12 protein-coding genes are annotated in these 14681 nt (G+C 36.8%); 10 read left to right on the top strand and 2 right to left on the bottom strand.

Annotated elements, in window-relative coordinates; all coding sequences use genetic code 11:
- Positions 1–43: 43 nt before the first annotated feature.
- On the bottom strand, positions 44–352 hold the full coding sequence (locus MHB48_RS13900) for a YtpI family protein (RefSeq protein WP_342598603.1): 309 nt from the start codon (positions 350–352) through the stop codon (positions 44–46).
- A 91-nt stretch (positions 353–443) separates the two neighbouring features.
- Between MHB48_RS13900 and MHB48_RS13895 the strand changes: the two genes are divergently transcribed.
- From MHB48_RS13895 to MHB48_RS13860, 8 genes are all read left to right on the top strand, one after another.
- Positions 444–1373 (top strand): bifunctional oligoribonuclease/PAP phosphatase NrnA, encoded by a 930-nt coding sequence (locus tag MHB48_RS13895; RefSeq protein ID WP_342598602.1) that lies wholly within the window; start codon positions 444–446, stop codon positions 1371–1373.
- Between the two features lie 15 nt (positions 1374–1388).
- Positions 1389–4451, top strand: coding sequence for a DNA polymerase III subunit alpha (gene dnaE / locus MHB48_RS13890; RefSeq protein WP_342598601.1), 3063 nt, complete (start codon positions 1389–1391; stop codon positions 4449–4451).
- A 686-nt stretch (positions 4452–5137) separates the two neighbouring features.
- Positions 5138–5782, top strand: a complete 645-nt coding sequence (locus MHB48_RS13885) for a GntR family transcriptional regulator (RefSeq protein ID WP_342598600.1) — start codon at positions 5138–5140, stop codon at positions 5780–5782.
- Positions 5783–6649, top strand: coding sequence for an acetyl-CoA carboxylase, carboxyltransferase subunit beta (accD, locus tag MHB48_RS13880; RefSeq protein WP_342598599.1), 867 nt, complete (start codon positions 5783–5785; stop codon positions 6647–6649).
- Positions 6643–7611, top strand: a complete 969-nt coding sequence (gene accA / locus MHB48_RS13875) for an acetyl-CoA carboxylase carboxyl transferase subunit alpha (RefSeq protein WP_342598598.1) — start codon at positions 6643–6645, stop codon at positions 7609–7611. The genes accD and accA overlap by 7 nt, the downstream gene beginning before the upstream one ends.
- Positions 7612–7682: 71 nt before the next feature.
- Positions 7683–8642 carry a 6-phosphofructokinase gene (pfkA, locus tag MHB48_RS13870; RefSeq protein WP_342598597.1) on the top strand — a complete coding sequence of 320 codons (960 nt, stop codon included), beginning with the start codon at positions 7683–7685 and terminating at the stop codon, positions 8640–8642.
- A 37-nt stretch (positions 8643–8679) separates the two neighbouring features.
- A complete protein-coding gene (gene pyk, locus MHB48_RS13865; protein WP_342598596.1) occupies positions 8680–10440 on the top strand; it encodes a pyruvate kinase in 1761 nt (586 codons plus the stop codon).
- A 225-nt stretch (positions 10441–10665) separates the two neighbouring features.
- Positions 10666–11052, top strand: a complete 387-nt coding sequence (locus MHB48_RS13860) for an FxsA family protein (protein ID WP_342598595.1) — start codon at positions 10666–10668, stop codon at positions 11050–11052.
- On the opposite strand, the gene MHB48_RS13855 is transcribed toward MHB48_RS13860, so the two are convergent.
- Positions 11036–12010: an AI-2E family transporter gene (locus tag MHB48_RS13855; protein WP_342598594.1), complete on the bottom strand. Its 975-nt coding sequence runs from the start codon at positions 12008–12010 to the stop codon at positions 11036–11038. The genes MHB48_RS13860 and MHB48_RS13855 overlap by 17 nt on opposite strands.
- Positions 12011–12209: 199 nt before the next feature.
- On the opposite strand from MHB48_RS13855, the gene citZ reads away from it, so the two are divergent.
- Positions 12210–13325 (top strand): citrate synthase, encoded by a 1116-nt coding sequence (gene citZ / locus MHB48_RS13850; RefSeq protein ID WP_342598593.1) that lies wholly within the window; start codon positions 12210–12212, stop codon positions 13323–13325.
- A gap of 79 nt (positions 13326–13404) precedes the next feature.
- Positions 13405–14670 (top strand): NADP-dependent isocitrate dehydrogenase, encoded by a 1266-nt coding sequence (gene icd / locus MHB48_RS13845; RefSeq protein ID WP_340922303.1) that lies wholly within the window; start codon positions 13405–13407, stop codon positions 14668–14670.
- Positions 14671–14681 lie beyond the last annotated feature (11 nt).

Here is a 14681-nt window from a genome sequence, read left to right as displayed (position 1 = left end):
GTAAATAAAAAAATGATGCAGCATTTGGCTGCATCATAGACGATTATTGATTTAGAGAAACTTCCTCTTTTACAAACTGACCATAGTGTTTTGCAGCCTTAAAATTATGATACATAAAATAACCGCCTAGTAAAATGAATAGTCCAGAAACAACATAGGTTACACCGGATTGGTAAACAAATAAAAAGTTAAGCCCAAAAAATAGTAAAAATGCTCCAAGACATGCAGAAGCTTTTGCTGCGAACCATTTTTTACGAATAGGTAAAGTTGTGCGTAGCTGTTTAGTTTTATAATAAAAATACCAAACAAATGAGACAACTATAGCAATTACGAATAGTACATTTAGAAACATAATGAACCTCCAATAAAAGATAATCTTCTATTATTGTAAAGGAAATTTCAAAAAATGCGAATAGTAAACGAGTCTCAATGGGGGAAAATAAATGAAAAGACAAATCATAGACACAATCGAACGCTATGACAAAATAATTTTACACCGTCATGTTAGGCCAGATCCCGATGCATACGGCTCACAAATAGGTCTTAAAGAATTAATAGCATTTAACTATCCAAGCAAAAAAGTATTTGCAACAGGAACCCATGAAAATACATTAGACTTTCTTGCTCATCCAGATGTAGTGACAGATGAAGACTTTCAAAACGCATTAGTCATTGTAACGGATACAGCAAATACGGAAAGAATAGATGACGAACGCTATAAGCTAGGTAGTTATCTCCTAAAAATTGACCACCACCCAAATGACGATGCATACGGAGATTTACTTTGGGTAGATACAGATGCCAGTTCTGTGAGTGAAATGATTTTTGAATTGTTTGCTGAGGCTAGAGAATATAAAGGTTGGAAAATGGATGCTGTCATAGCAAGATTACTTTATGCAGGAATAGTAGGGGATACAGGCAGATTCATGTTCCAAAGTACGACAGAACAAACGATGAACGTTGCAGGTGAATTAATTTCCTATGGTTTTGATCGTACAGCACTTTTTAATGGCATGTACGAAGTGGAAAGTAATCTACTTCAACTCAAAGGCTATATTTATGCAAACTTTGAGATGGATGACAAAGGAGTCGGTCATGTGAAATTGACGAGAGAACTCCTACAAAAGTATAAGGTAGCTGAGTCAGAGGCTTCTTTATTAGTAAGTGCGTTAGCGGACGTTAAAGGAATGAAATGCTGGGTGTTTTTCATTGAAGATGCAGACGCTATTCGTGTTCGTTTACGCTCTAAAGGTCCGGTTATTAATGGAATTGCTAAGAAGTACGGTGGTGGAGGTCATCCGCTCGCTTCAGGAGCTAGCGTTCAAACATGGGATGAAGCAGATCAAGTCGTGGAAGATTTGAAAAAGCTATAAATTGAGGTGTTTATTATGAAAACAGTATATCCACAAATTGTCACATCAGCGGATATGCTGAAAAGTACAATTCAATTGGAGCAGCTCATTCAAAAGTTGAAAGAAAATAATGCAAAGGCAGCTGCCATTACAAACAGTAGATTGTATGGGTTGTTGCCTTTTTGGCATGAATTAAGTAAACATCAAATTCAGCCAGTCATAGGTCTTTCCTTGAATGTCCAATTAGAAAGTAAATCTGTTGTTGTCGTTCTATATGCAAAGAATAATGATGGCTACGAGAACTTATTGAAAATATCTAGTAGTCTTGAGACAAGAGAACTTACTATCCTTCCTAAAAAATGGTTACAAGCCTATAAAACTGGTCTAATCGCTGTTTATAAGGCTGACAACCATTTTTCTGCTGAAGCACTTTCAGAGTTACATACTATTTTCGATATCTCTTCCCTATATATTGGAATAGAGCGTCCAAATGGTCAGAAGCTTGAATTGGAAGTGGAAATAATACAGGCCGCGCAGCAAACCTCTACAAAAATAACCGTCTTTCATATGAGTCGCTATGTACAAAAAGAAGATGCATTTGCCTACGAAGTATTAAATGCAATGGACCAATCCGTGAAAATGACGGATCATAATCGACTAAAGCCTTCGGATCATTCGTATCATGTTTTAACAAATGAAGAATGGAACGAGTGGTTTTCAGACGTTCCTCACTGGCTTGAAAATACGCAGGAAATGTTGTTAGGATGTCAAGTGAACTTTGATCATCAAGCACATATTATGCCGAAATTCCCCTTGCCGGAATCCGTGCTAGCAAAAGATTACTTAAGAGAGCTATGCGAAGAAGGACTAAAAATACGTTTACAAGAAGTGACGCAACGGTATAAAGATCGACTTCATTACGAACTTCAAATTATTAATCAAATGAATTATGAGGATTACTTCTTAATTGTGCAAGATTTTATGAAATTTGCAAAGCAAGCCAATATTTTAACGGGACCTGGTCGAGGTTCATCTGCAAGCTCACTTGTGGCTTATTCTTTATTTATTACGGATGTAGATCCCTTAACTTATGGGCTACTTTTCGAGCGTTTTTTAAATCCTGAACGAATAACTATGCCTGACATAGACATTGATTTCGCTGATTCTAGAAGAATGGAAGTAATACATTACGTTGCTGAGAAATATGGGAAAAATTACGTTTCTCAAATTATTACGTTTGGAACCTTATCTGCGAAAGCAGTTGCCAGAGAAGTTGCGAGGGTGTTTGGATTTGAGTCTACTACATTAGAGGCTATTTCCTCTTTCATTCCAAATAAATTAGGTATCACCTTACAAGATGCTTTCGAGCAATCACAAAAATTACGAGAATTCATACAGACAGAGGATATTCGAAAGAAATGGTTTCAAGTGGCTCTTGCTTTAGAAGGGTTGCCAAGAAATGCATCTACCCATGCAGCAGGTGTTGTGTTGTCTCCTGTTCCGCTTGTGGATGTAGTGCCTATTCAAAACGGACATGATGAGATATTTTTAACACAATGGCCAATGAAGGAAGTAGAACAAATAGGCTTGTTAAAGATGGATTTTCTAGGTTTAAGGAATCTGACGATCATTGAACGAATTTTAAACCTTATAAACAATAATCGTTCTATGAAGTTTTCTTTAACCGATATTCCACTAAATGACGAAAGTACATTTCACTTGTTACAACATGGAGATACGACAGGTGTCTTTCAGTTAGAATCAGCTGGGATGCGAAATGCGCTGAAACAGATACAGCCCACTAGATTGGAAGATATTGTAGCAGTAAATGCATTATATAGACCAGGTCCAATGGATAGTATTCCATTATACGCAAAACGTAAATTAGGCCAAATACCGGTTACGTATGAACATCCTGTTTTGCAGCCTATTTTACAAGAGACGTATGGCATTATAGTATATCAAGAGCAAATTATGCAGATTGCCTCCCAAATGGCTGGATTTACATTTGGAGAAGCTGATTTATTGCGAAGAGCTGTAAGTAAAAAAAATCGAGATATTTTACAAAAAGAACGTACTCATTTTGTCCAGAAAGCAATTCAACTTGGTCATTCAGAGCAAGCAGCTTCTTCTGTTTATGACCTTATCGTTCGATTTGCAGACTATGGATTTCCAAAAAGTCATGCAGTTGCCTATAGTCTCATATCCTATCAAATGGCCTTTTTGAAAGCCCATTTTCCACTGGAATTCTACTGCGCTCTATTAAGTACAGCTACAGGAAATCAAGAAAAGTTAAACCAACTAGTTATGGAGATGAAACAAAAAGAGATTCCGGTATTTCCTCCATCTATATTTAAAAGCCTACCATTTTTTACGGTTGAAAATGATGGAGTAAGATTTGGTTTACAAGCAATAAAAGGGGTTTCTCATCTATTTACGCAGAAACTACTGAAGCAGAGGATGGATGGATCAATGAATTGGGAAGATATATTTGATTTTGCTGCAAGTATATCCGCTATTCATTTTACAAGAAAGAATATAGAGCCGCTTATAAAGGCCGGTGCATTAGATGATTTTGGTGTGGAACGTTCGACCTTACTTGCAACACTAGACGCAGCAGCAAAATATGCAGAGCTTGTAAGTCCTGCAGAAGAAACGGACTTATTTGGAGGAGATGCTTCACATTTTGGGAAATCCAAATATATAAAGTCAGAACCATTGCCTTTAATGCTAAAACTCCAATTTGAAAAAGAAGTATTAGGACAATATTTTTCTGAACATCCAACGATAGATAAGAAGAAAAATATTACTGAGCCAATTAATAATATATGGAACATACTGCAATCTACAAAAGACTCGAAAGTAAGAGTAGTGGGATTAATCCAAGAAATAAAAAGAATCCGTACGAAAAAAGGTGAAGCGATGGCTTTTGTCACTATTCAAGATGATACCGGAAGTCTTTCTATTACTTTATTTCCTGAAGAATACGCCAAGTACAATAATCTTCTAAGTGAGCTTTCTATTATTTTGGTCGAAGGCAAATGCGAAAGACGAAATGGAAAAGTTCAAATTTTAACAAAAACCATTTTAGACTGTTAAAAAAATACTTTTGAATAGTCTATGTTAAATTAGGCTTTTGTTTTTAGAAGCATCTATTTTAAGACGAAAATCATCGAGACTCATCCTGGAAAAACGGGCTGCCATAACCCAATAGCGGGCTTATGAGGGCACTGAAAAATGGTGATGTAGGATTTGTTCCGATAAGCCAGAGGGCACTGAAAAACTCTATTATAGTTTTTTTATGATAAATATTCGATGTGACGATACTGTGTATTATAGGATTTAGCACGGCGGCGTGAGACTACAGTGGGAAAGCGAGACAGTCGAGACCCCGCACGAAGCGTAGCGTAGGAGGAGGCTCGGCGCTCGCCCACGGAAAGCGAACAGAGTCGTGCTAAATCTAATTTGCGGATATTTATTAGAACACCACATCCATGCGGCAACGGATTTGCGTCTGTCGGTTACGGCTTTCGACGCAGAATGGGCGCAGTGACCAACATCCTGTTGCCTCGAGGAGACTTGGTAGTTCGTCCACGGCAAGCGAGTGGATTTTCGGCAGGTGACAACATGATCGTTTAACAGACCTTTTGAACAAAATATTAACTTTATCTCTAGACTGTACATTTTTTTGTACAGTTTTTTCTTTACGTTTTAATAAATCTTTTGTATGCTAATACATATAAGTGGTCTGACCACTTTGTAATAAATGGAAGAGTGAGGATTGGATGAATCCAAAAAACAACTCAAGAAAAATGTTTTTAGAAATAGTCAAGCAGCTAAGACAGCTTATTCATGATGAACAAGTTGCGGTGGGTGGTAAGCTACCTTCCGAAAGAGAACTTGCAGAACGTTTACAAGTGGGTAGATCAACTGTAAGGGAAGCACTTAGAAGCTTAGAGCTACTAGGATTAATTGAAACAAGAAGAGGAGAGGGAACTTTTCTTTCCGATTATCGTAAACATCAATTAGTGGAATTATTATCCACTTTTATATTGCAAGAGTCTAAGTCGAAGGAAGATGTTCACACGACAAGAGAGGCTTTAGAAAAAGATGCCATTCGAACGATTTGTCTGACAGAGCATCTTCAAAAACTAACAATCTGGGATGCATTTGTAGAAAGATTACTACAAGAAGAAGTGCTTCGAGAGGATGTTATTAGAGAAATACTCATTATATCTGATAATAGACTTGGATTAAAAATTTGGTTTTTATTAAAACAGTTTGCTGGAGAGCCATATCGCAGTTACATGGATTCAGAAGAGAAAAGAGCCTGGATACAGCTTCTGACATCCTTGCAAAATGGGGATGAGCAGCTTGCCGTATCTTTTTATAATGAATGGCTTTTGTTAATGAATAGGGGAGAAGTTTAAATGAGTATTCGAGATATATTTAGAAAAAATCAGAAAAAGAAATATGCAACGATTCCGACCGAGAAAAATAATGTGCCAGAAGGAATTATGATGAAATGTCCGGAGTGTAGAAAAAATGTGTTTACAAAGGACCTCATGAAAAATTTAAAAGTTTGTCCTTCGTGTGATCATCATATGAAAATGACGGCTTTTGAACGCGTTGAAAGCTTTTTAGATGAAGGGTCCTTTGTATCGATGGATGACCATTTAGAAACAATAAATCCGCTAAACTTTCCTGGTTATACGGAAAAAGTTAAATCAGATGGAAAAAAGACTGGCCTAAATGAAGCTGTCTTAACAGGTATTGCACAACTAGAAGGTCAACAAGTTGTAGTTGCTATAATGGATTCCCATTTTAGAATGGGTTCAATGGGCTCGGTAGTCGGAGAAAAAATTACAAGAGCAGTTGAAAAAGCGACAGAACTTCGTGTACCTTTCATTATTTTCACTGCTAGTGGTGGAGCAAGGATGCAAGAAGGGGTATTATCCCTCATGCAAATGGCGAAAACTTCCGTAGCGTTAAGAAGACATAGTGATCATGGTCTTCTATATATTTCGATTTTGACTCACCCGACAACAGGAGGAGTTTCTGCAAGTTTTGCTTCCGTTGGAGATATTAATATTGCAGAGCCAAAAGCTTTAATTGGATTTGCAGGTCGAAGAGTAATCGAGCAAACTGTTCGCGAAAAACTTCCAGAAGATTTTCAAACCGCCGAATTTTTATTGGATCATGGTCAGTTGGATGCGGTAATACACAGAAAAGATATGCGAGAAACAGTAGCATTACTTGTTCAAATGCATGAGCGTAAGGAGGTATCCCCATGGTAAAAGCACTACCTTTTGAAGAGCCAATTATTCAACTGAAAAATAAAATAATTGAACTAAAAGAATACACTGTAAATGCAGAAGTAGATATGACAGTAGAAATTGAAAATTTAGAAGATCGATTAAGAAAATTAGAAAAAGAAATTTATGAAAATATGGAACCTTGGGACCGTGTACAAGTAGCCCGCCATCCAAATCGTCCGACGACAAGAGACTATATTCAATTATTATGTACAGATTTTATTGAACTTCATGGAGACCGTTTGTATGGGGATGATGCGGCAATCATAGGCGGAATAGCTTTATTAGACGGAAAACCAATTACTATTATTGGGCATCAGCGTGGTCTGGATACGAAAGAAAATATTAGACGTAATTTTGGGATGCCACATCCAGAGGGATACCGAAAAGCATTACGTTTAATGAAACAAGCGGAAAAATTTAATCGTCCAATTATTTGTTTTATCGATACTAAAGGAGCTTATCCAGGTAAAGCTGCAGAAGAGCGAGGTCAAAGTGAAGCAATCGCTAGGAACTTAGTAGAAATGGCTGGCTTAAAAGTTCCGGTAATTAGTGTCGTAATCGGTGAAGGTGGTAGTGGTGGAGCACTAGCTTTAGGAGTTGCTAATCACATTCATATGTTAGAGAACTCTACTTACTCCGTAATCTCACCAGAAGGAGCAGCTTCTATTTTATGGAAAGATGCATCTCTTGCGAAGCAAGCTGCTGAAGCGATGAAGATTACAGCACCGGATTTAAAAGAAATGAATATTATTGATACGATTGTTCGAGAAGTACATGGAGGTGCTCATAGAGACCTAGATGCACAAGCAACGTATATGAAAGAAGCACTTATAAACTCTTTACAACAACTATGTAAGCTTTCAGCAGATGAATTGATTGAAAATCGTTATGCTAAGTTTAAAAATATTGGGGAGTTCACGGAGGGAAATGCGTCTAGATAAGGCGCATTTTTTTTTTTAGCCATTTCGTGATAAGCTTATTCTATTAATTACATAGGATGGAGGGGAAATAGTTGAAGCGCATTGGTGTATTAACAAGTGGAGGAGACGCTCCGGGCATGAATGCTGCAATTCGTGCAGTTGTCAGAAAAGCAATTTATGAAGGACTTGAAGTAGTAGGTATATTTCATGGTTATCAGGGCTTAATTGATGGGAATATGGAATTGCTAAATCTCGGTTCTGTGGGTGATATTATTCAACGTGGAGGAACGAAGCTATATTCTGCTAGATGTCCAGAGTTTCGGACAGAAGAAGGACAACGCAAAGCTATAGAGCAGTTAAGAGCAAATGATATTGAAGGGTTAGTTATTATTGGAGGCGATGGTTCTTATCGTGGCTCTATGACCTTAACGAAAAATGGATTTCCATGCGTTGGTATACCAGGGACTATTGATAATGATATTCCAGGTACAGATTATACATTAGGCTTTGATACGGCGCTTAATACGGTTATAGATTGTATTGATAAAATAAGAGACACGGCAACCTCACATGATCGAACGTTTATTATTGAAGTAATGGGAAGGGATGCCGGTGATCTTGCATTATGGGCAGGTCTTGCAGGAGGTGCGGAAACAATTATTATTCCAGAAATTGAAATAAATATGGAAGAAGTTGTGGAACGTTTACAAAGTGGACATGCACGTGGTAAGAAACATAGTATTATTATTGTGGCAGAAGGAGTTATGAGTGGCTCGGAATTTGCATTAAAACTAATGGAACATGCAAATATTGAAACTAGAGTTTCCGTGCTTGGTCATATTCAGCGTGGGGGTTCTCCAACCGGTCGCGATCGAGTGCTAGCAAGTATGTTCGGTGCTAGGGCAGTCGAAGTTTTACTATCAGGTAACGGAGGGCGTGCGGTTGGCATCCAGAATCATCAAGTGGTAGACTATGATATGATGGAAGCATTTGAAAAGATAGAAGATTTTGATACGAATATGTATCAATTATCGAAAGAATTATCTATTTAATCAGCTAAATATTTCTTTAATTAGAAAGGACTGTACTATGAGAAAAACTAAAATAGTTTGTACAATTGGACCTGCAAGTGAATCGGAGGAAATGTTAGAAAAATTAATTGAAGCTGGAATGAATGTTGCCCGATTAAATTTTTCACATGGTAGCCACGAAGAGCATGCGGCTAGAATTAAAACAATAAAAGCAGTATCTAAAAAACTAGGGAAAATTGTTGGGATCTTATTAGATACAAAAGGCCCTGAAATTCGAACACATAAAATGGAGAATGATTCTATTGAATTGATTTCTGGACAAACAATCGATATTTCGATGACGGAAGTGTTAGGAAACACAGAACGTTTCTCTATTTCCTATGAGAAGTTAATCGAAGACGTACAGGAAGGTTCTATTATATTACTTGATGACGGATTAATTGAGTTAGTTGTGACAAAGATTAATATAAGTGATGGAATTATTTCAACATTCGTTCAAAATGCTGGTACGTTAAAAAATAATAAAGGTGTAAATGTTCCAGGAGTATCTGTCCAATTACCAGGAATAACAGAAAAGGATGCAAAGGATATTTTGTTTGGAATAGAACAAGACGTAGATTTCATCGCGGCATCCTTTGTACGACGTGCAAAAGATGTATTAGAAATTAGAGAGCTTTTAGAAAAAAATAATGGTGCTCAAATTCAAATCATCCCTAAAATTGAAAACCAAGAAGGCGTAGATAATATCGATGAGATTATTCTAGTTTCGGATGGCTTAATGGTGGCAAGGGGAGATCTTGGTGTTGAAATTCCTGCAGAAGAAGTTCCATTAGTGCAAAAAAGTCTTATTCAAAAATGTAATGAAGCTGGAAAGCCAGTAATAACTGCAACTCAAATGTTAGATTCTATGCAACGTAATCCAAGACCAACTCGTGCAGAAGCGAGTGATGTTGCAAATGCAATTTTTGACGGAACAGATGCAATTATGCTTTCTGGAGAAACTGCAGCTGGTTTATATCCAGTAGAAGCAGTTCAAACGATGGACAAAATTGCAAAGCGAACAGAAAACGCTGTAGATTATCGGGCGAATGTAACGAAGCTAAGTAAAGCAAGAGAAGTAAACTTAACAGATGCGATTGGACAAGCTGCAGCACATACAGCGATCAACTTAAAAGTGAAAGCTGTAATTGCACCTACAGAAAGTGGCTATACTGCTAAAATGATTGCTAAGTTTAGACCCGGAGTTCCAATTATTGCAGTCACTTCCTCTATTACACCGTCTCGAAAATTGACGCTTGTATGGGGTGTTTACCCGATAGTTGGAAGGAAAGCACAATCTACAGACGAAATTTTAGAAGTAGCAGTCGAGGAAAGTATCCTTCATCATTATGTAACTCATGGAGATCTTGTGGTCATTACAGCAGGAGTTCCTGTTGGAGAAGCTGGTACTACTAACTTGATGAAAGTACATATAATTGGTGACATGGTTGCAAAAGGCCAAGGAATCGGTAGAATGACTGCATTTGGTAAAGCCCTTGTTGTAAATAGTGCGAAAGAGTTAGAAGGAAAAGATACTTCCAATAGTATTATTGTAACAATTGGGTCCGACAAAGATATGATTCCTGGAATTGAAAAATGCAAAGGACTAATTACGGAAGAGGGTGGCTTAACAAGTCACGCGGCAGTAGTAGGTTTAAGCTTAGGAATTCCAGTCATTGTCGGCGTTGAAAATGCGACTAAATTAATTGGAAATGGCCAAGAATTAACGATAGATGCTGTAACTGGTGTAATTTATCATGGCCATGCAAGTATTATTTAATAGTAATAGCCTCACCCAAAAGGTGAGGCAACAGACTGTTGACAAATGATTTCATTCTTCGTTACTCCTGCGCGAAGCTCGTCGCAGAAAAGCGGTGCTTGCGCGCCTCGACTGACTTACGTTTTCAAAACAGTCAGAGGTGACACCTTAAATTAAGATTTTTCTACAACAATATGCCTCACCCAAAAGGGTGAGGCAATTATTATATATATGGAAGGTGAATGTATGAAATGGATTATTAGTTTGTTCATCATAATTCCTGCAATTGAGTTATATATTTTACTCCTATCCGGTAAAACAATAGGTGTTGGAAATACGTTTCTTTTAATAATAGCAAGTGGAGTGATCGGTGGGTATTTTGCGAAAAAACAAGGTATGAAAGCATTCCGAGAAGTTTCAGATAGTGTGAAGAATTATCAAGCACCCGGTCAAGCTGCCATTAATGGAATATGCATTTTTGTTGGAGCGATTTTAGTAGTGCTCCCAGGTTTCATTTCAGATATCCTTGGCTTCATGCTTTTATTTGCTCCAACTCGAAAATTATTTAAACCAATTATTTATCGATGGATTCGAAAAAAAATGAAAAATGGTCAAGTTATTGTGATGAAGTAGAAGTCTTCGTAAGGCTCTCCCACTTATTTGCGAACAAATAAATAAATGGGCTAAATAATATACCTATAAACCCAAATAATAATATGGCTGCCGCGCTTAGAAAGAATACGTGGACAGCCTTTATTTGCATAGAGGCAGACCAAAGCATAGAGTCGACAATATGTCTTGTTAATTGAACAAATAGATAGAGAAGTAAAATGATTGTACCGACTATCTGTTCATCCATAAGAAAGAAATATACACTAAGCGGAATTAGAATGAGGCCAGTACCTAAGAAAGGGATACTATCTACTAATGAAATTAGAAAAGCGTATTTTATGGGATTATGTAAGCCTAAAACGATAAACCCAATGGATAATAGCAAAAAAGTTAGTAAAAAAAGTTTTAACCCCACAGATAAAAATTTATTTACGACAACAGAGGCCTTTATCAGAGCCCTTTGAAAAAAGGAGCGAGATTTTTTAGGAAAGTAAACGAGAAACCAAAGACGATCTTTTGTAGATTCGGTTAGTGAAAAAAATAACCCAATACTAAAAAGAAATACTTCAAAAAAATAAGAAGGTAGATGGGTGAGATTTATTAATAGATTATTTAATAACTTATTTAATAATTCCTGAAACTCCCCTTCAAACATTAAAAAGATTGGATGTTTTTGTAATTGATCGATTGGTAATAGGACTACATGGTCGTGTATAAGTGGGATGAGATCTATTAATGTCTGCACTATAAAGAATAGAAATAATAAAACTCCTGTTAAAATCAGTGCTTCTGTTAACAAAACACTAAAAATAATTGGCATTTTTATTTTATTATAAAAGAAATTTGTAATTGGGAATAGAAAGTAACCACATAAAATAGCCAATGAAAGAGGGTAAGCTATAAATAGTATTAGTATAATTATTCCTATTGGAACCCAATAAGTCACAATTTCTTTTTTATTTATTTGCAGAGCAATCATTTTCATCCATTCTTTTCAATAAATTAGGAGATTGAAATTTCTTATTTATTTTATTTCAAGCGTTTTCATTCACAAATTCGCCAATTATGATATATAATATGGGAGTACGCAGTTCAGGAAATATAATACATACAGATAGTATTTCGGTTTACGAAAGAGGTAGAGCGAATTATTGTACTGTTGAAAGGGAGATTTAGAAATGACAGCAACTCGTGGTTTAGAAGGAATTGTAGCAACGCAGACGGCCATCAGTTCTATTATTGATGACACACTTACATACGTTGGCTATGATATCGATGATTTAGCAACTAATGCAAGCTTTGAAGAGGTTGTGTACTTACTGTGGCATAAGCGCCTACCAAAAGCAGGAGAGCTATCAGAACTAAAACAACAATTAGCTGATAATATGGCAGTCCCTCAAGAAGTTTTAAATCATTTCAAAACTTATCCAATTGATAAAGTTCATCCAATGTCTGCTCTAAGAACAGCAGTCTCTATGCTAGCATTATATGATGATGCAGCTGAAGATATGTCCGAGGAAGCAAACTACTTAAAAGCAATTCAACTGCAAGCAAAACTTTCCACTTTAGTTACTGCATTCTCACGTGTACGTAGAGGTCTAGATCCAGTTGCTCCTAGAACTGATTTAGGATACGCTGCAAACTTCTTGTACATGCTTTCAGGTACACTTCCAGAAGAAATTGAAGTCGAAGCATTTGATAAAGCACTTGTACTACATGCAGATCATGAGTTAAATGCATCTACATTTACTGCGCGTGTATGTGTGGCAACTTTATCTGATATTTACTCAGGGGTTGTAGCTGCAATTGGTGCACTAAAAGGACCACTTCACGGTGGAGCTAATGAACAAGTAATGAAAATGTTAACTGAAATCGACTCACTTGATAAAGTGGACGAGTATATTAAAGCTAAATTAGATAATAAAGAAAAAATTATGGGCTTTGGTCACCGTGTATATAGAAAAGGTGATCCACGTGCAAAACATTTACGTGAAATGTCTAAAAAGCTGACTACACTTCGTGGAGAATCAAAACTATATGATATGTCGATTCGCATTGAAGAAATAGTTACTGGTCAAAAGAAACTTCCACCTAACGTAGATTTTTATTCTGCTTCTGTATATCATTCTCTAAATATTGATCATGACCTATTTACACCTATTTTTGCTGTTTCACGTGTATCTGGTTGGACTGCTCATATCCTTGAGCAATATGCAGACAACCGTTTAATTCGTCCACGTGCTGAATATGTTGGACCGGGTATGCAAACTTATATTCCGATCGAAGAAAGATAAGAACAATTTTTTAAATAGAAAGGGCTTTAACATATTGTCTTTATGGCCCTATGATTATAATAGTAGGAGGAAATAACAAATGTCATCAGGTAAAATTACAGTAGAAAACGGTGTTCTTAACGTACCAAACACAGCAGTAATTCCTTTCATCGAGGGAGACGGAACGGGTCCGGATATCTGGGCTGCAGCATCACGTGTATTAGAAGCTTCAGTAGAAAAAGCTTATAATGGTGAAAAGAAAATTGAATGGAAAGAAGTTCTTGCTGGTCAAAAAGCTTTCGACCAAACAGGCGAATGGTTACCTCAAGAAACTTTAGATGTTATTAATGAGTATCTAATTGCTATTAAAGGTCCTTTAACTACACCAATCGGTGGAGGTATTCGTTCATTAAACGTAGCATTACGTCAAGAGCTTGACTTATATACTTGCCTACGTCCAGTTCGTTATTTCACTGGAGTACCTTCTCCTGTTAAACGTCCAGAAGATACAGATATGGTTATCTTCCGTGAAAACACAGAAGATATCTACGCAGGTATCGAGTATGCAAAAGGAACAGACAATGCTAAAAAATTAATTGATTTCTTAAAAACAGAATTCGGTGTTAAAAACATTCGTTTCCCTGAAACTTCTGGAATCGGGATCAAGCCAATCTCTGAAGAAGGAACTAAGCGTTTAGTACGTGCTGCTTTAAACTACATCATTAAAGAAGGTCGTACTTCTTTAACATTAGTTCATAAAGGGAATATCATGAAGTTTACTGAAGGAGCTTTCAAAACTTGGGGTTACGAAGTAGCTGAACAAGAATTCGCAGATAAAGTATTCACTTGGAATCAATACGATCAAATTAAAGAAGAACAAGGCACAGAAGCTGCTGATAAAGCACAATCTGAAGCTCTTGCAGCTGGAAAAATATTAGTAAAAGATTCAATCGCTGATATCTTCTTACAACAAATTTTAACTCGTCCAAAAGAGTTCGATGTAGTTGCTACAATGAACTTAAATGGAGATTATATTTCTGATGCATTAGCTGCTCAAGTTGGTGGTATTGGTATCGCACCAGGTGCAAACATTAACTATGTAACTGGTCATGCTATTTTCGAAGCAACACACGGAACAGCTCCAAAATATGCTGGTCTTGATAAAGTAAACCCATCTTCTGTAATCCTTTCAGGTGTATTAATGCTTGAACACCTTGGTTGGAATGAAGCGGCAAAACTAATCATGGATTCAATGGAAAAATCTATTGCGTCTAAAGTAGTAACATACGACTTTGCTCGTTTAATGGACGGCGCAACAGAAGTGAAATGTTCCGAATTCGCTGACGAACTAATTAAAAACATGTAAGCTGAAAACGA

The sequence above is a fragment of the Psychrobacillus sp. FSL H8-0483 genome (assembly GCF_038637725.1).
Taxonomy (GTDB): domain Bacteria; phylum Bacillota; class Bacilli; order Bacillales_A; family Planococcaceae; genus Psychrobacillus.
Note: the sequence above shows the minus strand (reverse complement) of the source record. Positions and strands in the feature narration are given on the sequence as shown.